Annotated in this window: 21 protein-coding genes, 1 tRNA gene and 1 riboswitch; of the genes, 4 read left to right on the top strand and 18 right to left on the bottom strand. The window is 46.3% G+C overall.

Annotated elements, in window-relative coordinates; all coding sequences use genetic code 11:
• Positions 1–4 precede the first annotated feature (4 nt).
• Positions 5–907: an amidase domain-containing protein gene (locus CP943_RS05325; protein WP_105980833.1), complete on the bottom strand. Its 903-nt coding sequence runs from the start codon at positions 905–907 to the stop codon at positions 5–7.
• 63 nt (positions 908–970) lie between these two features.
• Positions 971–2,119, bottom strand: coding sequence for a tRNA epoxyqueuosine(34) reductase QueG (gene queG / locus CP943_RS05320; RefSeq protein WP_026580012.1), 1,149 nt, complete (start codon positions 2,117–2,119; stop codon positions 971–973).
• An 80-nt stretch (positions 2,120–2,199) separates the two neighbouring features.
• Here queG and CP943_RS05315 point away from each other — a divergent pair, with 80 nt between their 5' ends.
• Entirely contained in the window at positions 2,200–2,829 is a 630-nt protein-coding gene (locus CP943_RS05315) for a hypothetical protein (RefSeq protein ID WP_105980832.1), read from the top strand.
• A gap of 108 nt (positions 2,830–2,937) precedes the next feature.
• Here the strand turns inward: CP943_RS05315 and CP943_RS05310 are convergent.
• The 7 genes from CP943_RS05310 to CP943_RS05280 form a co-directional block, all read right to left on the bottom strand.
• Positions 2,938–3,011 (bottom strand) — tRNA-Gly (locus CP943_RS05310).
• A 143-nt stretch (positions 3,012–3,154) separates the two neighbouring features.
• On the bottom strand, positions 3,155–3,424 hold the full coding sequence (gene rpsN / locus CP943_RS05305) for a 30S ribosomal protein S14 (protein ID WP_023856470.1): 270 nt from the start codon (positions 3,422–3,424) through the stop codon (positions 3,155–3,157).
• Between the two features lie 106 nt (positions 3,425–3,530).
• Positions 3,531–3,815, bottom strand: a complete 285-nt coding sequence (locus CP943_RS05300) for a hypothetical protein (protein WP_011197680.1) — start codon at positions 3,813–3,815, stop codon at positions 3,531–3,533.
• Positions 3,812–4,720, bottom strand: coding sequence for a PqqD family protein (locus CP943_RS05295; RefSeq protein ID WP_020450665.1), 909 nt, complete (start codon positions 4,718–4,720; stop codon positions 3,812–3,814). Before CP943_RS05295 ends, CP943_RS05300 begins: the two co-directional genes overlap by 4 nt.
• Positions 4,710–6,179, bottom strand: a complete 1,470-nt coding sequence (locus CP943_RS05290; RefSeq protein ID WP_025811867.1) for a hypothetical protein — start codon at positions 6,177–6,179, stop codon at positions 4,710–4,712. Before CP943_RS05290 ends, CP943_RS05295 begins: the two co-directional genes overlap by 11 nt.
• Positions 6,145–6,891, bottom strand: a complete 747-nt coding sequence (locus tag CP943_RS05285; protein WP_020450663.1) for an ABC transporter ATP-binding protein — start codon at positions 6,889–6,891, stop codon at positions 6,145–6,147. The genes CP943_RS05290 and CP943_RS05285 overlap by 35 nt, the downstream gene beginning before the upstream one ends.
• 106 nt (positions 6,892–6,997) lie before the next feature.
• Positions 6,998–7,210 (bottom strand): hypothetical protein, encoded by a 213-nt coding sequence (locus CP943_RS05280; RefSeq protein ID WP_020450662.1) that lies wholly within the window; start codon positions 7,208–7,210, stop codon positions 6,998–7,000.
• 549 nt (positions 7,211–7,759) lie between these two features.
• On the opposite strand from CP943_RS05280, the gene CP943_RS05275 reads away from it, so the two are divergent.
• Entirely contained in the window at positions 7,760–7,966 is a 207-nt protein-coding gene (locus CP943_RS05275) for a helix-turn-helix transcriptional regulator (protein WP_020450660.1), read from the top strand.
• Positions 7,963–8,421, top strand: coding sequence for a hypothetical protein (locus tag CP943_RS05270; RefSeq protein ID WP_025811868.1), 459 nt, complete (start codon positions 7,963–7,965; stop codon positions 8,419–8,421). Before CP943_RS05275 ends, CP943_RS05270 begins: the two co-directional genes overlap by 4 nt.
• A gap of 30 nt (positions 8,422–8,451) precedes the next feature.
• Here CP943_RS05270 and ssuD read toward each other — a convergent pair whose 3' ends face one another.
• The 7 genes from ssuD to CP943_RS05235 all read right to left on the bottom strand — a co-directional run bounded on the left by ssuD (position 8,452) and on the right by CP943_RS05235 (position 16,008).
• On the bottom strand, positions 8,452–9,582 hold the full coding sequence (gene ssuD, locus CP943_RS05265; protein ID WP_020450658.1) for an FMNH2-dependent alkanesulfonate monooxygenase: 1,131 nt from the start codon (positions 9,580–9,582) through the stop codon (positions 8,452–8,454).
• 13 nt (positions 9,583–9,595) lie between these two features.
• Positions 9,596–10,432, bottom strand: a complete 837-nt coding sequence (locus CP943_RS05260; protein WP_023856468.1) for an ABC transporter permease — start codon at positions 10,430–10,432, stop codon at positions 9,596–9,598.
• Complete coding sequence (locus CP943_RS05255; protein WP_199792127.1) at positions 10,429–11,397, bottom strand: aliphatic sulfonate ABC transporter substrate-binding protein; 969 nt, start codon at positions 11,395–11,397, stop codon at positions 10,429–10,431. Before CP943_RS05255 ends, CP943_RS05260 begins: the two co-directional genes overlap by 4 nt.
• A gap of 41 nt (positions 11,398–11,438) precedes the next feature.
• Positions 11,439–12,206, bottom strand: a complete 768-nt coding sequence (locus CP943_RS05250; RefSeq protein WP_020450655.1) for an ABC transporter ATP-binding protein — start codon at positions 12,204–12,206, stop codon at positions 11,439–11,441.
• A 201-nt stretch (positions 12,207–12,407) separates the two neighbouring features.
• Entirely contained in the window at positions 12,408–14,183 is a 1,776-nt protein-coding gene (gene thiC, locus CP943_RS05245) for a phosphomethylpyrimidine synthase ThiC (RefSeq protein ID WP_025811876.1), read from the bottom strand.
• Between the two features lie 148 nt (positions 14,184–14,331).
• Positions 14,332–14,440: riboswitch (TPP riboswitch) on the bottom strand.
• A gap of 106 nt (positions 14,441–14,546) precedes the next feature.
• Positions 14,547–15,311 (bottom strand): type I 3-dehydroquinate dehydratase, encoded by a 765-nt coding sequence (gene aroD / locus CP943_RS05240; RefSeq protein ID WP_025811878.1) that lies wholly within the window; start codon positions 15,309–15,311, stop codon positions 14,547–14,549.
• A 127-nt stretch (positions 15,312–15,438) separates the two neighbouring features.
• On the bottom strand, positions 15,439–16,008 hold the full coding sequence (locus tag CP943_RS05235; protein ID WP_035339157.1) for a TetR/AcrR family transcriptional regulator: 570 nt from the start codon (positions 16,006–16,008) through the stop codon (positions 15,439–15,441).
• A 109-nt stretch (positions 16,009–16,117) separates the two neighbouring features.
• Here CP943_RS05235 and CP943_RS05230 point away from each other — a divergent pair, with 109 nt between their 5' ends.
• A complete protein-coding gene (locus CP943_RS05230; RefSeq protein WP_080131295.1) occupies positions 16,118–16,633 on the top strand; it encodes an HXXEE domain-containing protein in 516 nt (171 codons plus the stop codon).
• Between the two features lie 224 nt (positions 16,634–16,857).
• Here the strand turns inward: CP943_RS05230 and CP943_RS05225 are convergent, their stop codons facing one another.
• Together CP943_RS05225 and CP943_RS05220 are read right to left on the bottom strand one after the other, a co-directional pair.
• Positions 16,858–19,614 (bottom strand): M14 family metallopeptidase, encoded by a 2,757-nt coding sequence (locus CP943_RS05225; RefSeq protein WP_234026561.1) that lies wholly within the window; start codon positions 19,612–19,614, stop codon positions 16,858–16,860.
• A 284-nt stretch (positions 19,615–19,898) separates the two neighbouring features.
• A complete protein-coding gene (locus CP943_RS05220; protein WP_105980829.1) occupies positions 19,899–21,224 on the bottom strand; it encodes a TGS domain-containing protein in 1,326 nt (441 codons plus the stop codon).
• Positions 21,225–21,288 lie beyond the last annotated feature (64 nt).

Here is a 21,288-nt window from a genome sequence, read left to right as displayed (position 1 = left end):
CTCATTACGATTTTGTCGTATCATCTGATATATGAAAAAACGCATATCGAATCGATGAAGTATAGGCAGGCGAATCCTCGTAAGACCAGTACCTCATCCGGCAGTCGTGCGTTTGCGCGTTCACCAGCGGCATATTGCTTTTATCCTTTGCCGTCACAAGAGCCACGTGGTCAAATCTTCCGTCTCCGTTAAAATCATAGCAAATGACATCGCCTTCGATCAGCTCTTTCGCGGCCCGCTTTTGAACCGCTCGGAGGCCGGCTTTTGACTGCTTCAAAAAGGTTCTGAGCGAATGAGCGACAGTCCAGCTGTAACTCCAGGAATGGTTTTGCATCCACCAGCCTTTGCCTCTGTTCGGATAGCCGCGCATCGGCGCATCTCCGGCCCTTATGCACTGGGAAATAAAGTTTGTGCAATTGTCTTCAAAGTTTTTGTAAGCGGGATTTCGTTTATTCCAATACGTTTCCGCATAGCGCACCGCGGCCAGCCGGTCATAGCGGAACGCCCTTCCCAGCAATTCGCGCATCTCATCATCGCCGCTTTCAGGCTCAGGATAAGACTGTGCGGCCGGACGCGGGGCCTTGGAGTCTTTGATGACCATCTGATCATACAAAATGGCGCTTCTGTCTTCAATATGTTCTTCCATATACATATCATCCCCGTCTTTGCACAAGTATACGGTATGGGTTTGATAGTTCACATGCGACGCGCCGTCTTCATCAAGCCAGTGCTCTTTTACAGCTGCTTTCATATTGGCCTTCACGATCTGCACGCCGCGGTTTTGAAAAAGCCTCCGCTTCCGTTCAATGACTTCAAAACCCCCGGCATCCCGCCAGTTTGTTTCATCTTTTCCGTTGATTAAGTAATGAAGTCTGGCTTTCAGGAGCTGCTCGATGATCTGTTTCAAGGGCTACACCACCATATGTTTGTTAATTCATTTCTCATCATTAAACATATGTCAGGACAGCCCTCAATTAGTCGCACTCGTTTCTTTTAAAAGGCCGATGCCTTTTTGGATTTCAACTTTTGCTTCTTCATCCTGCTCGTGCGCGAGCGCGCGCTCCAATTCACCCATCACATCCGCTCCGCCGATCTTTCCGACCGCCCATGCGGCGGTTCCCCTGATGACCGGCCGCGGATCTTTGTGCATCAGCTCAATCAGTTCAGGGAGAGCGTCCGTTTCTTTAAAATGGGCAAGTGCGATAATCGCATTTCTCTGAATCGGCTTTTTGCCTCTCCATGAGCCGGCCACGTGGCCGAACTTTTCTTTAAATTCGCGATTCGACATCGTCAGAAGCGGTTTTAAAAGCGGCTTGGCAATCTCAGGGTCCGGCTCCATTTCAGGATGCAGATGAAAATCGACCCCTTTATTTTTCGGGCATACCATCTGGCACGTATCACAGCCGTAGATCCTATTTCCGATTTTCGTACGGAACTCGTCGGGCAGAAAACCTTTTGTCTGCGTCTGAAAAGCGATGCAGCGCTGGGAGTTGAGCTGCCCGGGGTTGACGAGCGCACCGGTCGGGCATGCCTCGATACATTTGTTGCATGAGCCGCATTGATCTTCGATTCTCTCATCAGGCTCGAACGGAATATTCGTAATCATTTCCGCCAAGTAAACGTAAGACCCGAATTCAGGCGTAATGATCATGCAGTTCTTTCCGCTCCAGCCGATGCCCGCGCGCTCTGCGACAGCTCTGTCCGACAGCTCACCGGTGTCAACCATCGATTTCGTTCTGACATCGCTGCGCTGCGCTTTCAAAAATTCTTCCAGCTGATCAAGCTTTTCCCGCAGGACATGATGATAATCCTTTCCCCAGGAAGCTCTGCAAAAGATGCCCCTCCGTTCGCCTTTCTTGCTTCTCGGCGCATCTTTCATTTTTGAAGGGTAAGCAAGGGCGATGGCGATGATCGATTTCGCCTTCGGCAAAAGCAGATCCGGGTTCGTCCGCTTTTCAAGATCGGGTTCTTCAAAGCCTGATTCATAGCCGAGGGTCCGGTTCTCAATCAATCGTTCTTTTAATGTTTCAAAAGTATCTGCACTGGCGAACCGGATTTTATCGATGCCGATTTCCTGTGCGAATTCGATGACATCCTGTTTCAGTTTTTTCACATCCATCGTGCAGAGCCTCCTTTCTTTGTTTTCGTTTTCGCTCTCTGTATAATAGAGTGTACCATGACACGGGAGATGAATTTAAATTGGAACTTCGTTTGCAAATCGCGCCTGCTATTTTAAACCGCATTCCTTCATTTAAGGTTGGTGCTGTGTTATATCAAGATATTGAGATCACCGGCTCCCCGCAAATGCTCAAAGGCCGGCTCCGCCTTTTTCAGGAATCGCTTTTTTTTGACTATGCCGATCGCAGTCCCGAAGATGAAATGGCCGTTAAAGAATGGCATGATGCCTTCCGGGAGCTGAACCCGTCTTATTCAGGACGGGAAAGCGGACTCGAACGGATGCTGAAAGATATCAAAGAACAGCGCTTTGTTGAGCCGGAAAATTCAGCGATTGATCTGAGCCGTTTTTTCTCCCTCAAATATTTGATACCGGTTCATATATATGATGCCCGGAAATTAAACGGTCCGATTAAAATCGAACCCGGAAGTCCCGGCGAGATCATCACGTTCTCCGATGATGCTGGAGCATTCGGCACGATCACCGGAAACCTCAGCCTTCATCATGCAGGAACGGATACAAAAGATGCCTTGCAGCTCGTCTTTTTCAGGCCCTCATTATCTATAGAAGAATCCCGCCGCCTGCTCGAGTCTTTAACAAAAATGTTCGAACAAATTCACGGCGGCGAACATATCTCAACCGTCTTTCCTTAAAAACCTGTTCTTAAAGAGAGCAGGTTTTTTACGATGATTTCATACATGAAAAAACGCAATGCTTCGTTTAATCTGAGAAACGAAACACTGCGTTATAAACAGTATGTATGGAGCGGGTGATGGGAATCGAACCCACGACATCAGCTTGGAAGGCTGAGGTTTTACCACTAAACTACACCCGCATATGATCTCTAAAAACAACATCATCGTTTTGACTTTTATTATGTTACACGTTTATTAAAATTTCGTCAAGGGTATATTAAAAATTTGTCGAAAAAAAGCCGCCGATATGAACATCGGCAGCTTTTTTCCGGACATTGACAGATTACCAGCTGGATTTCTTCACACCTGGTACCTGGCCTTTATATGCTAACTCTCTGAACGCGATCCGCGACATTTTAAACTTTCTCATATATCCTCTCGGCCTTCCGGTCACTTCGCAGCGGTTATGCAGCCTTGATGGCGCCGAGTCGCGCGGAAGCTTGCTCAAAGCTCTGTAATCGCCTTTTTCTTTTAGTTCTTTTCTGAGTTCCGCATATTGTTCAACAAGCTTTTGGCGCTTTTTTTCTTTAGCAATTTTTGATTTCTTGGCCACTCTGAGTATCCTCCTTCTCAATAAAGCGTAATGATTACGATTTAAATTTATCACAACCCGTCTTCCGATGCAAATAAAAAAAGCCTGCCTCAAGTAGCAAGCTCTTTTAAGATTCACCCTTTTTTTTCTGATAAATTGATGAAATCGCGGCCGTTATAATAAAAATGCCGATAAACAGCCCGATCATAATGAAGAAAAAGTTGGGCTTCACCTGGAATGAAAAAGCCGATTCGCTCTCCATGACAAACGACAAACTGTTAAACAGGATATCGTTGCTCGTTTGATTTGAAAAAAGATGATAAAACAAAAGCGCAGCCGCAAGCATCGGAAATGCGAGAAAGCTTGAGAAACTGGCAAAGATTAGTCCCTGCTTTAAAGAGTTTGTATTCATGATGATTTACCTCCAATTCCTCTGATCATCAGCTGTTTCATAATCGACTTTCCGTCACCCATAAACGGAAGCAGATACATCATATGCAGAGCATAAGTGGAAAAGAACAGAAGCATGCCGACCGAGACCGCGTTTTCCTGAAGAAAAAAGATCGTAAACAGCACGCCGGCTATTCCGAGCGCCCCTGGTATAAGCGGCCCCAACGCCGTAATCCAAATCGACTTTTTATCATACGGCGATATGACAGGCCTGATAAATTTGACGGACATCATATCAGCCGCTAAAAACCCTTGAGGCCCGTTTTTTCCGACAAATTTCCGGTGCGCGATGCCGTGCACCACTTCATGAAGTGCTGTGCCGGTGATCAACCCGAAATAGATGACGGAAAAATAAGCGGCAATGCTGATGATTGAACCGTCCGGAACGAAAATGTAAGCCGAAAGCGACAGCATCAAAAAGACGAGCCAGAAAACAATAATTTTCTTAGAAATCACATGAAGAAATTTCATGTACAAAAACAGAAATGAATCAGAATCGCTTGAAAACCTTTCCTTGTAGCGAATATGGTACTGGCCGAAAAACTGATAGAGAAAACCGAGGAAAGACGGGCGTTCACCGTACTTCCAATTGATTAAATAGTTGCGGTTGAGCCCTGTCAGCAATTGGTGCAAATCCTTTAGCAACACCTCTTCACTGACGCGAAAGACGCCGGCCAGATCCCCGGCTATCTCCAGTTCGTCTTTTTTTCCGTCGACTTCTTTCAGCATTTGATAGGCTGTCGGATTGATGGGAAAATCCGCATCGAGATCGCGATCTGAAATATGCTTCCGATCCAGCTTCACATGCTCTGGAAAATAGGGAATTTTTTTGATTCCGACCAGTGCTTTCAACATCCTAATGATCATAATGGTACCTCCATTTAAACCCTCCGTATAACAGCAGGATCAGCAGTAATTCGAGACACGGTATGAGAAACAGCAGCGCTTCGCCCGTGACTTTATCGACCGCATAATTCACGATGAAAAACAGCGGAATCATAAAGATGAGGAGCATTCCGAAAGAGAAGATCCCCATATAAGGGTTGTTGCGGTCAAGCGGAAAAATAATGCCCGCTAAATAGAACATCGCAATTGCGTTTAATAGCACGGCAATCGTCTTTACGAAGACCGCAAAGCTCTCAGGAAAAGTCCACGTCAACACGGAAAACAAGCAGAGTTGAATGAGGCCAAGCACACACAGCCCGAGATACTTTGACCACAAAACCGTTGTTATTTTCAAGTGCATCGCCTTGTACACCTGCATCATCCGCAGATCATTCCCATATGAATTGAAGGCGATGATGCCCGTCACGCCTCCAAGCACCAAATAGCTCTCCCCGGTAAATCCGAACTGAAATTTGTATTTTAAAAAGCATAGAGCCAAAAGTAAAAAAATGAAGTTTAAAATATTTTCTTCATTTCTGGCCTGTGATTTTATTTCTTTCACCGCCAAAGACAGCGGTTTTGACGACGGGATTTTAATAAATGAAAACAGTTTGGATGATTTTTTTTCAGTGAGGATCGGCACAACATTCAGCGACATAAACGAAGCAGTTACTGCGGCTGCCAAGATCAGCACCACCAGTATGATTCCGGCGCCTGCCGACTGACCGTTCAGCACGAGAAACAGCGGCGCTGCAAAATATGTCAGATTATAATCAAAGGTTGAATAAGCGTTCTGAATCTTCCCCAGATCAAAAGAGGTGAATCCGTAAATAACAGCTAATACGACAAGAACAAACATTGAAAAAAATTTTTGCAGCGGAAAACCGAATTTCAAGATCACCATATACACCAGGTTATAAACAAGGTTGAGAAGCGAAAAGAAAAAAATGATCTGCACAAAAAGCAGGGCAAAAAACGTAAAAGCAAACCAAAAGCCTACACCGCTGGCGACAAAATTCGGAATCAGCAGAATAGACATGATAAACAGGACAAGGAATGAAACCGCGCCGGCAAACGGAATAAAATATCCGAGACTCCTCTCGAAAGCCGTCAGCGGGAACCAGCTCAGCTGCATGGAGAAGCTGTTCTGTTCAGGCGTCCTTACTTTAAATAAAATGAAGAAAACAAACGTAAAAATCGAGACGTTCATGAACATTGAAATCACGAACAACCCGAGTGAGCGAATTTCTCCATTCAGAAAAGCGCTTAAAAACATCCCCGTAAAGCTGTAGCCAATGATGCTCCCCATCGCAATCGCCAAAATTAAAAAAAGGGCGGCGATCATTTTTTTGGTGCCGGTATTTAAGAGCTTGCCCATTTCCTTCTGCCACATTTTCAGCATCATTTTAGAAATTTCGAATGATTTGATCAAAATGCGCACCCCTATCACTCAGCATCGAAGCTTTCAAGAACACTTCTTCAAGCGAATTACAGCTGTATTTAACCTTTAATTCTTTGACTTTTCCTTCATCCATCTTGACGCCTTTTGAAATAATCGCAATCTTATCGCACAATTCTTCCGCAGAAAGCATGTCATGAGTCGCAAGCAGTATCGATCCTTGTGTGGCCGCATAGCGCTTCATCAGCTTTTTCGTATTGATGACCGCTTCAATATCAAGCCCGCGAAACGGCTCATCCATGATGACAAATTCGCTCTCCAGCATAAAAGCAGCGATCAGCTGCGTCTTTTTTTTCATTCCGTGTGAGTACGTTTCAATCGGCTCCTGCAAAGCCTCTTTCATATCGAAAAGCTCAATTAATTGTCTCCGCTTTTCATTTGATGTACAATTATACATAGAAGAAACAAAATCCAAATATTCGGCAGCTGAAAGGGCATCCGGCAAAAGCAGTTCATCGGGAACATACGCCAGCTTTTGCTTGAATTCCGCCGTCGTGTTCTGCAGGTCATCCAAAAGAATGGTTCCTTCACTAGGCGTAATGATTCCTAAAATGGAATTAATAATCGACGTCTTTCCTGAACCGTTCGGACCCGCTATCGCGACAATCTGGTTTTTTTCAATCTTTATATGAAACCCGCTAACGGCAGTCACATTGTTTTTATATGTTTTAGATAGGTTATCTATAATAAACATAATGCCTCCAGGGTATGATTAATGTCAGGAAGACTTAACCGCCCCCCACAGACGGTTAAGCCTCATCAAATATGTCTCTTGTTGTGAACAGATACTTTAAGTATGGCTATTTCCTACATTCAATGTTGACTTTCAAACCGCTGACCCATTGGACGGATCCTGTGAAGCTGCCGTTTCCGTTAACTACACACCATACAGCGGCGCCAAGAACAACAGTTGCGCCAAGTGCCAAAAGCACTGCAACAAACACCAAGAACCAAGCCTGATCTTCGATCGACGGATTGACAGAATAGTCAACCTGAGGTGCTGCGTATGTCATTTTTCCCCCTCCTTTCTATCAAGTAACCAAAGAGTAACATATCCAAAATCATACTGAAATCTATGAAATTTCCTATTTCATAAACACTACGTTCCAACTATTTATTTAAGGATCTCGCGGTTTTTCAATCTAATGGCCCACGCTTTTCGGCTTGGAAGAGAAGATGAAAGCCCCGTTTCCACTTTATGATGTCTTTATAATCTTTTTGTCTTATTTCTCCTCCTTCTTTCTCTCTCATTTTTTCTTTTTATAAATCTCGTGTCTTTCAAGGATGTTAAGGAAAAAGAACCAGCTAATAAGACCCTCCTTCTCCTGAAATCCGAACCCCAAAATACCCCCAAAGTCCCTTTTTTCAAAAAGTGAGATAATTCTATTTTCTCTATTCCATTTCTGTTAATTTTATGTATAAATTTAAATGTTACAGTTAATAACCTGCCGATCCTAGATCAAAAGATGTTGATTACATTGTAAAATCAAGTTAACATTATGTCAAACCCATTTAACAATATGTCAAATATACTATATAAACGAAGAATTGCAGGTGGTAGGATGAACAACAGGGTTAGAGAATTGAGAGCAAGGTACGGGTATTCACAGGAAGCCCTTGCAAACGCGATCGGAGTTACAAGGCAGACAGTTGCGGCCATTGAAAAAGGCAATTACATCCCGTCGCTTCTTTTGGCTTTGAAAATTTGCGAGGAATTTCAATTAAAAATGGAAGACGTATTTTGGTTAGAGGGAGGCAAACACGAATGAATATGATCACACGGACTTTCTTTCACATCCTTCTGTTCGGACTCGCATGCTGGACGTTTATAACCTTTTTTCACACATCGGAACAAATCGCCAAAAGCTTGAAAACAAACGCTTCAGAGCTCCATTTTGTTTTTAACCTGATTCCCATCCTTCTCTTTGGGCTCGCGCTTTCGATTTACACATACTTGGAGAAAAAAAGCGGTTCACGCAAGCAGCGCTTTATGCTCGTTCCTGACGAATTTAAAGAACAGGATGAAAGAGAACAGATGATTACCGCAAAAGCATGCAGAACATCTTATATCGTGCTGTATGTGGCGATGCCAGTCGCAGCGCTTCTATTGATCTTTTACCCGTTTTTCCAAGCCAGGATCCCGTATTTCCCGATCATCGTCATCTTTGTGCTGATCATTATTCAGCATCTTTCATATATGTTTTCATTTTATAAAAACAGATAAAAAACTCCAGAATGTCTGGAGTTTTTTTATTTAAATCGTTTTTTCCTTTTGCCTCGTCGGAAAATGGTCATTTCCGATGACTTCGCCAGACGCTTTTCTTTGAAGTTTCGGGCGAAACGGAAGGAGCGGAAAGACCTTTTCGGCAAAATGATACGCTTCTTCAAGATGAGGATAACCTGAGAAGATAAAGGATTCGATGCCGAGATCAGCATATTCTTTTATCCGGCAGGCCACCGTTTCCGGATCACCGACGAGCGCTGTCCCCGCTCCGCCTCTGACCAGTCCGATGCCCGCCCAAAGATTCGGGCTGATCTCAAGATTGGTTCTGTTTCCCTGATGAAGCTGAACCATCCTCTTTTGCCCTGATGAATCCGTCCGTTTCATCGCGTTTTGGGCTGCGGCAATCGTTTCATCATCCAAGTGGCTGATCAGTCTATTTGCCGCCTGCCACGCCTCTTGTTCCGTTTCTCTGACGATTACGTGCAGTCTAATTCCAAAACGGACGTTCCTCCCTTCTTTTTCAGCCTGTCTTTTGACAGATTGGATTTTTTCTTTAACGAGATGGGGCGGCTCTCCCCATGTTAAATAGACATCCGCGTGTTTGGCGGCAGTCTCCTGCCCGGCCTTTGACGAGCCCCCAAAATAGATCGGCGGATGAGGGTGTTGGGCGGGCGGAAAGAGTAAGCGGCCGTTTTCGGTCTTCAAGTGTTTCCCCGAATAGCTGACAGTCTCGCCTTTTAAAAGCGACCGCCATATGTCGAGAAACTCATTTGTCGCTTCATACCGTTCATCATGGCTGATAAACAGGCCGTCGCCGGCTAATTCATACGGATCACCGCCGGCGACCACATTGATGAGGAGTCTGCCCTCTGCAAGCCGGTCGAATGTGGAAGCCATCCGCGCCGCAACCGACGGCTGCATCAAACCGGGTCTTACAGCGACTAAAAACTTCAGATTTTTCGTGACTGACGCCAGAGCGGCGGCGGTAATCCACGGATCTTCGCACGATCTTCCCGTCGGCAAAAGAACCCCTGTATACCCAAGCCGGTCAGCCGCTTGCGCTACCTGCTGAAAATAGGTGTGATCTGCGGCTCTGCCTCCCGTGTCTGTGCCGAGATAACGTCCGTCCCCATGAGTAGGAATAAACCATAAAATGTCCAAAAAGATCTCCCCTTTACTTTTGATTACCTTGATAGCTGTTTCTCCAGCCAAGGCACTTTTTCTCCAGAATTCTGACGAATGAATCCGTCAGCTTGCCGACGGCAGCGAAAATCAAAATTCCGACAAACACCTTATCGGTTTGTGAAAACTGTCTGGCATCCATAATCATATAGCCGACTCCCGCGCTTGATCCCATCAGTTCGGCAACAACAAGGCCCAGCCACGAAACACCGAGCGACAGGCGGATGCCTAAGAGGATGTTCGGAAGCGACGCGGGAAGAATCAGCTTAGTCACCTGCTTCAGCCAATGGAACTCCAATACTCTCGCCACATCGAACAGTTTCGAATCGACGCCCCTAATTCCTGAAAATGTGTTGATATATACCGGGAAGAAGGCGCCGAGCGCGATCAAGAGCACCTTTGACAGTTCGTCGAAACCGAACCATAAGATAAACAGCGGCGTGACGGCGAGATGCGGAACGGTTCTCAGCATTTGCAGAGAGGGATCGAGATAATCCTCGGCGATTTTTGAAAAGCCGATTACAAGCCCCAGCAGGAGCCCGAGTCCGGCTCCCAGGAAAAAGCCGAGCGCGGCGCGCTGAATGCTGATGCCTAAATGAGTGAAAAGCTCTCCTGATACGATGAGATCCCGAAATGTAAGCAATATATCTAAAGGAGCCGGAAGCACGGTTTTTGATATGAGCTCAAATGTCCCGACAAGCTGCCATAATAAAATCAATATCACAGGTAATACAATTCCCTTCCCCCATGCCAGCCGAAAAGCGGCCGGTCTCAGTTTTGCGCCTGCTTTCGGCTGGATCGAGGGGGTGCTTGATGAAACAGCCCTCATTTGTCATCTCCTCCTTTCAGCGCTTTTTTAATAAATGAATTGTCAACCACTTCTTTTACATCAATCTCTTTGTTAATCGCTTTTAATTTAAATTGAAAATCGGCAGTCTCCTGCTGCGTTTCAATAATGCGGTCTGTGATCGGCTCATTTAACGGTTCGGTGTTATTCAGCACGTTTTCAACGACCTTTTTGTCGAGATTTTTAATTTTCGCATACGCTTCAACCGCTTCTTTCTTATGGTTTTTATGCCATTTCACGGCCTTGTCATACACCTTCAGAAAACGGATCACCTCATCAGGATACTTCTCGGCAAATTCGCTTCGTACAAGCGTAAAACCCGGGGAATACTTGTCGATTTGTTCCCCGTCAACCAATATTGCCGCGTCACTTTTGATCGTTTTAAGGGACAAAAACGGCTCCCAAATCGACCATGCATCAATCGCGCCGCTGTCAAATGCCGGCATGGCTTCGTCAGGCTGAAGCTGAATGATGTTGACGTCTGTTGGCTCCAGACCTGCTTTATCGATCACTTTATACAGAAAATCGAACCCGCTGCTGCCTTTTGCCACCGCCACCTTCTTTCCTTTCAAATCTTTTATGTCATCGATGCCGCTCCCTTTTTTCACAAGAATGCCGTTCGCCTTTAAACCGTCTTGCGAAAGACCGATTTCTTTAAAATCAATGCCAGCCGCCTGCCCTGCGATCACCGGTGAATTTCCAACCTGGGAAAAATCAAGTTTACCTGCGGCAAGACCTTCAAACTGCGGCGGACCGCTTTGAAACTCTGTCCATTTCACTTGAATCCCTTCTTTTGCGAACTCTTTTTCAAACCAGCCTTTTTCTTTCGCAAGGAGCAACGGGCTTAAGCTTTGCTGCACTCCGATGTTGATCTCTTTTAAATCTCCGCCCCCTCCGCTTGATTGGGCTGCTGAACAGCCCGCAAGAAGCATCAGGCAGCCCAGCATATACAACGGCCATTTTTTCACGTTTTTCCGCTCCTTTCTGCTCAAATCCCTGAACCTTCCTGAAAGCTGAATGTTTCCGTTGTCTCGAATTCTTTCAGCACTTTTTGTCTGATTGATTGAAAAACGGGCGATGTTCTGCTGCGCGGAAATGGCAGATCGACCGGAATCAGCTTGTGGATTCTCCCCGGCTTTGCGGTAAGAATAGCGACCCGGTTGGCTAAATAAACCGATTCGTCAATATCGTGCGTCACGAGGATCATCGTCATCTTCTTTTCTCGCCAAATGTCTGTCAGAACATCCTGGAGATGCTTTCTCGTAAAGGCGTCCAAGGCGCCGAAGGGTTCATCAAGCAGCAAAATCTCAGGCTCCCTGAGCAAAGCCCTGGCAATCGCGACCCGCTGCGACATACCTCCGGACAGCTCGCGTGGATACTGTTTCTCCGCGCCTTTCAGCCGCACCGTTTCAATCAATTCATCGACTTTTTTTCGCACCGCCGGTTCTTTCAGGCTTAAATCTGCGGCGATATTTTGCTCGACCGTCAGCCATGGAAAAAGCCGATGCTCCTGAAAGATGAAACCTTGCTGAATCCCCGGGCCCTTGATTTCTCTTCCGTTCATGCTGATTCGCCCTTCATAATTCCCGTCAAGACCGGCAGCGATTTTTAAGAGCGTGCTTTTCCCGCATCCGCTTGGACCGATGACAGTCAGAAATTCGCCGTTTTCGACCGTCAGTTTCACGTCTTGAAGCACGCTTGTTTTAAGGCTGCCGTTTCCAAATGCTTTTTCATTTACACGAATTGATAAAGACATCTTGTTCCCCTTTCTTTTCTAAACTGAAAATAAAAAACTCTTATCCCAATTGAGATAAGAGCCTTCGGTTGACCGATCAGCGCTGATGAAATTTTCCGAAATATTAAACAACATACTAATTCATATTATTCCGACCTGTCAACCCCATATTATAAAAAAACAGATGAAAGGTTCCCCTTTCATCTGCAGTATTGCCCGTTTTTAACTGTAAATGCTGCCGCCTGCTTTTTTAAATTCCTTCGCCTTCTCTTCCAATCCTTTTTGAATAGCCTTTTGTTCATCAAGGTCGTTTTCCTTGGCATAGTCGCGAATATCCTGGGAAATTCTCATACTGCAAAATTTAGGCCCGCACATTGAACAAAAGTGTGCCGTTTTGGCGCCTTCCGCCGGAAGGGTTTCGTCATGGTATTCAAGCGCTCTTTCCGGATCGAGCGACAAATTGAACTGGTCCCGCCAGCGGAATTCAAAGCGCGCCTTGGAAAGCGCGTCATCGCGGATTTGCGCGCCGGGGTGCCCTTTGGCAAGGTCAGCCGCATGGGCCGCGATTTTGTATGTTATGACGCCTTCGCGGACATCGTCTTTGTTCGGCAGTCCCAAATGCTCCTTCGGCGTCACATAGCAAAGCATGGCCGTACCGTACCAGCCGATCATCGCCGCTCCGATTGCCGATGTAATATGATCGTAGCCCGGTGCAATATCGGTCGTCAGCGGGCCGAGCGTGTAAAACGGCGCCTCTTTGCAAATTTCCATCTGCTTGTCAACATTCTCTTTAATTTTATGCATCGGCACGTGTCCCGGTCCTTCGATCATCACTTGAACATCATGCTTCCAGGCGATTTCCGTCAGCTCGCCGAGCGTCTCCAATTCGGCAAATTGGGCCTCATCATTCGCATCGGCAATCGAGCCGGGCCGAAGGCCGTCCCCGAGCGAAAATGCGATATCGTATGTTTTCATAATCTCGCAAATCTCTTCAAAATGAGTGTACAGAAAGCTTTCCTCATGATGAGCCAAACACCATTGCGCCATAATTGCCCCGCCGCGGGATACAATTCCAGTGACGCGCTTTGCCGTCAGCGGCACATACCGAAGAAGGACGCCGGCATGAATCGTAAAATAATCAACGCCTTGCTCAGCCTGCTCGATTAATGTATCGCGGTAAATCTCCCAAGTGAGATCTTCCGCGACGCCGTTTACTTTTTCAAGCGCCTGATAAATCGGCACAGTCCCTACAGGAGCTGGACAATTGCGGATGATCCACTCCCTCGTTGTATGAATATCTTTACCTGTGGACAAGTCCATCATCGTATCGGCGCCCCAGCGGATGGCCCATGTCATTTTTTCTACTTCTTCTTCAATCGAAGAGGTGACAGCGGAATTGCCGATGTTGGCATTGATTTTCACGTGGAAGTTGCGGCCGATAATCATCGGTTCGCTTTCCGGATGGTTGATGTTTGACGGAATAATCGCCCGTCCGCTTGCCACTTCATCACGAACAAATTCGGGAGATACATGCTCTCGGATCGCGATAAATTCCATCTCGGGCGTAATGATCCCCTTTCTTGCGTAATGCAGCTGGGTGACATTTTGACTTTTTTTCGCGCGCAGCGGTTTTCGTTTCAACCCTGGATAGCTGTTGCTCGCTTTCTCTTTGCTTTTATAGCCGTTATCCTCCGGTCTGATTTCTCTGCCTTCATATTCTTCGGTATCGCCGCGCTCCCTGATCCAGGTCGCCCGCAAAGGTTTCAGCCCCTTAAGAATATCAACCTCTGCATTCGCGTCCGTATAGGGACCGCTCGTGTCGTAGACGCGGACAGGCTGATTTTCTTCGGCGCCAAATGAACCCGTCGTCGGACTTAGCGAAATTTCTCTCATCGGCACTTGAATGTCAGGTCGCGCCCCTTCGACATACACTTTGCGGCTCCCTGAAAAACTTGACATAATCGAGATGTTTTTTTGCTGTACTGACTCCTGTTTCATGTAAAAATCCTTCCCCTCTAAAAAATTGATCAGGACGAAACTCCGGAACAGCACCAGCACAAAAAAACCAGGATCATATGATGAACCTGGTTTTACAGTCAGTAAAATCACTGGAAGACAGACGGACCATACCCATTCCCCATCTTCTCCCGAATCCTTTTTACTTCCCCACGCTGGTACGAACCAGATCAGGTCCAAAGGGTTAAGAAACACATGTTTCTCTCTCAGCCCGCAGTCGGGCACCCCTAGTAAAGCTATTCAATTCATTTTTTATCGTAACACACCGATTTGGCAAGTGAAAAGGATGGAAAAATATATGAATCTTTTTCACTATAAAAGGGATCAGAGCGGCGCACCCAATGATTATAAATTGCGATGAAGCACATCAAGTATATGTTTCAAATCCGTCGCCTCAATTTGGCCAGGTGCGGATGCTTTTTTCGCTGCGCCGAACGTCACGGCCGAGCCAAATACCTCTCCGGCGAGCCGGCTGATCAAGCCTTTTCCGGCCATCGACATCGTGATAATCGGCCGCTTCGCATACCGCTCATGCATCATATGAGTCGCCTCAAGCAACACCAGCACATCTGCCGGTGTTTCAGGCATCACCGCGATCTTAGGGAAATCGGCGCCAAGATCCTGGGCTTTTCGGAGACGGGAAACGATCTCTTCCGCTCTCGGCGTCTTCCCGAAATCGTGGTTGGATATAATGACAAAGACATGCTGCATATGAGCCGATTGAACTAGTTTTTCCACATGATGCTCTTCATTGAACAGCTCGACATCAATCACATCTGCCAGCCCTGTTTTTACTACGGCATGATTCAAGGAAAAGTAAAATTCCTTACTGACTTCTTTTTCGCCGCCTTCCTCCGCGCTGCGAAATGTAAATATCAACGGGATATCCTTTAAGATCTCCCGGATGTCAGCCAATACCTTTTTCACTTTGTCAACGTCTTCGACATCCTCAAAAAAATCCGCCCGCCATTCGGCAAGATCCGGATTAATCGATAGAAGAAAAGCAGCTTCTTCTTTCAATTGTTCATGCGTTTTTCCGATGAGCGGCACGCAAATTTTCGGGGCTCCTTCTCCGATGGCCACCCCTCTGATCTTCACCGTATTCAACAACGGCCTCACTCCTGTTCTCTATATTACAAGGGTCTTTGCATTAACGGTACCGAAGATTGGCCGTAAGCACAAGCAGAAATTAAGAAAGAAGGCTAAACACTTAAAGCACTTATATACCAACATGAGATCACCTTTCGATAGCTTGCTTGTTTAAAAATGAATCTACTATTCCTTGCAGAATATGACTCATTTCTTCAGGAGTTTCCTTCCGGCCTCTCTCAAACCATTTTGAAAGGATGTTCCAAAAGCCCCCTGCGCTGAATGAAAGCCCGTACTCCAAGTCGATTTTGCTTTTAAAATGAAAGGTTTCTTCTTTAAATTTTTTATGAAGATCCGGTAGAAGTTCATTATATTTCTCAACAATCAAATAAAACAAATGGTTCTGATGAAGGGCTTGTAAAAAATCGGCATGTCGGCTCCAAAAGTTGAAGTATGCATGTCCAAGACTGGATAAGTCAATATGTTTTTCCTGAACAATGTAATTGGAATACTCACTGCAAAGCTGCTCAAAATAGCGGTCTAATATATCTTTTTTTGAATGGAAATGCCGATAAAATGTTCTTCTGTCAAGCTGCGCTTTTTCCGCTATCTCTGTAATGGTGATGTCTGAAAAGCTTTTTTCCTTCATAAGCTCCAACAATGATAGCGTCAGCCAGCTTTTAGATTGCTGAGCTGTTTTTGAGGGCATTTGCTTCATATTCTCTCTCCTGTCGCACTTTTTATGGCAATGTAGCACTTTTCGTTGGCTCATTGACTTTGTTCTCTATGAAATGTCACAATTGTGGCACATAAGAGGGGGAATGTAAATGGAGAATATGCAATTTATGGCTTGGATGCTGCCGATATTATTTATACTGCATGATTTTGAAGAGATGGTGATGGTCGAGGCATGGGGCAAAAGATATCGAAGCGAGCTGAAACAACTGAAAAAAGCTCCATTTGGACATGCCAAAACCGCTTCTTTTGTTTGCGCTGTGCTCGAAGAATTTATACTAGCTGTTGGTGTAACTGTTCTCAGTATTTATTTTAATCAATATATTATCTGGTTTGGTTTCTTTTTTGCTTTTACTGTTCATTTCCTTGTTCATATCGTCCTATGGTTCAGATTTAAACATTATGTACCCGGCATATTAACGTCGATCTTTATGCTGCCATTTTGTTGCTATCTGCTGACCGCTGCCGCAGAGATAGAAAAATTCAGTTTTCCTGCAATGATCTTATCAGCCATATCCGGAACACTTATCGTCTTTTTTAACCTTAAGTTTCTGCATAAAAAAATGGGGAGGATTCAAGAAAGGCTGGAAGCATATGGCCGCATATGAAAAGCAGGCACTTACGGAAGCTTCCGGCCCTTTGACTAGAAGCAAAGCAAACGATGAAGACCCGTCAGACACGAAAAAACTGCCCTTCAAAAGAAAGGCAGCATGATCTAAAATCATGGCGCTGCTAACGATGGTTCAATGTTCGTTCCAAAGCTTGTCTATCCAGCTGTTTAGACGAGACACCTCCACTGCGGGAGCCGCTTGCACTTCAGCTGTCCAGCCTCTCATCGTTTTGATGATGGAGCATTTTCGGTTTTTCCGGGACCGGCATTGAAAATCGAATTCGCCAGCAACCGATATTGATGCTGCGGATGATCGTCATTGGTTAGATCGTTAGCGAAAACAGTTAAGTTCTTGTTGTTATCTTTATACGTGAAAGCCATAATCTTTCCTTTGGCAGCATCATGTCCAGGCCACCAGCCTGCCTTGAAGAAGTGATCTTCATCAGCAATCACCGCAAGCACTTTTGCCGTTTTAGGAACAGCGGTAATATAAGAACCAGTGACTGTGTAGAAGTATTCCTGTTTATTGTAAGGAGCTGTAATAGCATGATCTTGCATGACATTTGCCAAGAAGACGCCTTCGTATCTCTCCCATTCAGGTCCTTTAAAAGAAAATCCGGGGATCCACTTCTGAACATTCGTCATCCCCATGTTTCCAAATGCAATGTAAGGCTTTCCTTTATTAACATATTTAGAAGAGTCGAACGTATTGACAAGCACATCTGCGCCCGCCTGTTCTGAGGTGACGTTAAAGCCCAGATTTTTCAGTACATATGCCGCTTCACCCAGTGCTCCTACAGTAGAAGCCCTGAGGACTTTGCCGCTTGGTTTCTTATGGCCGGATGCGCTCACGTCGAGATAGTACTTGGAAGCCAACGGGGCCAGGTCCTTGTAGGCAACCGCGAAGTCGCCCGCTTGATAGCCTGATCCGCTCTTGGTGAGCATTGTAACGGTCTTGCCGGCTGCCAGTAACTCGTTGACTGCCTTTATCGCATCATTGTTTGTGTTCTGGATCAGCACATAAGCTGAGCGTTTTGGCATTTTAGTCCCCGGAAACGACACGGAGGTGATGGCAGAAGTCTTGCCTTTGAACACCCCGGCATCTCGAATTACATAACGGTCAAAACCTCGCATATCATGGAAATTTTGAATCATCTCACCGGCTATCATTTCATAATCAGATACATCTATTCCATCATACAAGACCAAGTTCGCGAGGCCGCGGTTTGCCTGGTGCATGTTTACAATAAATGATCCTGCCGGATATGTTTTTCCGTCAACGGTTACCGCTTTTGTTGATCGTTCAATCTTTACGCCGTTGCGAAGGAAGTACTCAACCATCTTATAGGTTTCCAACACATTCTTTTGAATATTTTTATCGACCGGCAGTACGTAATATTCCGGGAAGAAGTTTTGATTGCCCTGCCGCGGTCGGCCGATCTCTTCGTTTTTGGCGTTGACCAAGTAATGATCGACAGCGCGATCATCGATATTGTCCACGCCGCGCTCGAATATTTTTAATTGGTTCAGGAACAGCTCTTCTTTTTTTCCCACTACATATTTTGTGGCTGCCGCAGAACTGTAATACAGAGCTTTGGTAGACTCTTCATTCGACTCGGGCGTTTCCAGCGTGTGACCCATCGCACCGTGATACATGGCGAATGCAGCGGTATATGCTGCAGATGCATCATCCCATCCCGAAGCCGTGCCTTTTGACACATAATTTGGATATTTCGCAGTTTTCCGATGTTCTTCATAAGGAATATGATAGTAGTCATACTTCGTATTAGCAATCCCGGCCTCACCCATAGCCTTTGCCTGTTCCACCATGTGGTCAATCAAAAGGTCATACTCAACATTCGGGTTATGAGGCGGAGTAGAAGGCTCAATCAGGAAATTGGCATCGAACCCGTGCATATCCAGAAAAGACAGCGGCGACCACTTCGCGATTTGTTCCGTTACGCTGCGCGTTTCAGGCTGGGTTTGATAAGAATTATCCCGGTTCAAATCGAAATCCTCAGCATTGGAACGTGTTGTATGAACCCGGCCATCCGGGTTGTCCGTATAAACGAACAGGAAAAAAACATGTTCCAATGCATCGTCTATATTCAACGTTGTCTTGCTTTTCTTGCCATTCGGCAGGACTGTATCGTACGTCATGCTCTTATCCAATGCCATTGACTTAAAGTAATTCATGATCGCATCGACGCCAGGCGCTTCATTCGGATGAATATTGTTCAACCAGATCGGCACCTGATAGTCGCCAAATGCGCCGGATTTAATGTCGGCCTGCAATTTCTCCGGGTCATTGAGCATGGCAGGGTGAGTCACCTTCTGATACTTATCGACAGCGGCTTTATCTTTGGCAAGCACTGTCAAATAGATATCACGGCCTTCGACCGATTTTCCAATAGAAGTCGTTTTGATATATCTGTTGTTTTTTTGCGCAGCTTTTGCTGTAACGGCATCGATCTCCGGTTTCAGCTCATCGTAAGTGCGGAAGCTGTCATATGGCGTCAATTTTACGGGAGCATGGGCAACCACTCGTCCGTTCACTGTTGCCGCCAAATCATATGTGCCCATCAGCGATGCGTATAGCGGACGTTGCAATCGCGGCTCTGACAGGTTGTCTGTATCGTATGGAAGATCGAAATTGATGTTAGCATGAACCTTGCCGTTGGTCACTTTTACATGGCTAACAGTAATGAAAGGTGCACCGCTGTAATCACGGACCTTATATTTTTTCCATTGAGACAGCGGTTTGCCGTCATACGTCCAGCTTAAGCTCTTCACATCAACACCTTGCGGAAGCTTAAACGCAGCATGAAGCGTTCGTTTCTCTGTCATCGAAGCAACATTGTTGTCCAGTTTTAGCTTCTGAGATTTTTTAGTCTTTACTTTTGTCTGCTGACCGGACGCCGTTCCCTTGCCAGTCTGCGCCATAGCAACACCGGGGGTTATCGCTCCAAGCAGCATCATAAGCGACAAAACCAAGATCAGATAACACTTTGTGAACGATTTCTTAAACATAGAAAAATGCCATCCCCATTTCATGATATTTTCAAATTGCAAACTTGATAAGAGAAAACCATTACAAGAGTGAGGAGTTCTGGCTGCATTTCATTTGCCTGCCTCACACTCTGATTCAGCATGCCCTCCTCCTCCTCCTCCTCCTCCTTTATCTTCCGGAGCTCCCGACAGGCTAACAGCCTGAAGGAACTGCCTCCTTAGACGGTTTCTTCTGGTAAAATGTTGAAGACCGCCTACCTGGATGTCGTCGTTCCCGTGACGGGTCCCAAGGTGCTGAAGGCCCGGTCAAAGCGGCGCATCGCTGTCTCAAGCGGACCGGCAGGAAGCCGTGCAATCAGCCACCCTGTCACCGTCACCATGGCCGCGACGAACAGATCACTGAATGGAATGGCCCCGATATCATACTTGGCCCCCGAGATTTCAAGAGTCCATATAACAACAAACTGAGCTGCATACATCGTCAACGCCACACGTCCGACTCCCGCGAACGGCTTTAACACGGCAGAGTTTTTCGGCGGCACGAGACATACCAATCCAAGCACCAGAAAGGCAACCCCAAGCCCCAGCATCGTCTGGAAAGTTGACGCACTGTGCGGAGCAATCGAAAGAAGATTGTGCCACAACGGCGGTGCCACGTTGTGCGGCCAGATTGCATACTGATCCGGCTCAGCGCCGGCGGTGCCTTGAACACTTACGAGCCACTCTTCGAATGAACGGCTCAGCCCCGGAAGAACGAAAGTGCCCAAAACTTTAGAGACGATAACCATGATTGTGCCGCTGCCCACTAGCGAGAGTGCGGTCCGCATCCTGGTCAAATCGAAGCGCCCGATTGCCATACCGGCGACAAAAGCGGGTGCAAGTGCGAGCGCCGACATCGGGCCGCCTGCCATATCACCAAGTAAGTATGCTTTCGACAGTACGCTGCCTCCGAGAATCATCAGCGGCGGGCTCACTGCAAGCAAAACAGCTGCTGTTGTAACTAACACACGTGTCGAACGACGAATCAGCACCAACGCCAGCACAAACAGTGCCGCATAAGCTGGCAAAATCACCCCGAACGGAGTATTCAGCATGATGAGAAGGTATCCTATAATATCGATAAATACCGCGCGGGCAAGCATCCGCGTCCGAAATGCGGCCGGCTCCATTCCTCGATCCAACATGCGCCCGGCCATGATCGAATAGGAGATGCCGCCGCAAAGCACAAATAGAAGCGTCGTATTCCCGGAAACGATTGAACCGTTCGTTTCGTTCAAGGCGAAGTGCTGCAAATACATCCCGATGACCGCTAGCCCCCGAGCTGCATCAAGTGCCACAATACGCCCTGTCCCCCGCGCTTTTTCACGCTTGAACTTCTGACCTTCAGCCGAGTCCCGGGTGACAATTTCAACGAGCGCACCGTCCTGAAGCGGAGTTGATAAATCTACAAGCTTTCCGTTTAATTTACCTGCAACCGCATTTTCCAGACCGCAGCTAATAGAAGCAGCGACATCTTCAATGCTTGCTTCCTCCTCAAATTCTCTGACGGACCCGCCAGGCAATTTAATGCGAATTGACAACTGTATTCCTCCTCAAAAAAATTAATCCTTTACGTGTTCCTTTGTCTATATCTGGATGAGATCT

Source organism: Bacillus paralicheniformis, assembly GCF_002993925.1.
GTDB classification, from domain to species: domain Bacteria; phylum Bacillota; class Bacilli; order Bacillales; family Bacillaceae; genus Bacillus; species Bacillus paralicheniformis.
This window is presented reverse-complemented; position numbering and strand designations above follow the sequence as displayed.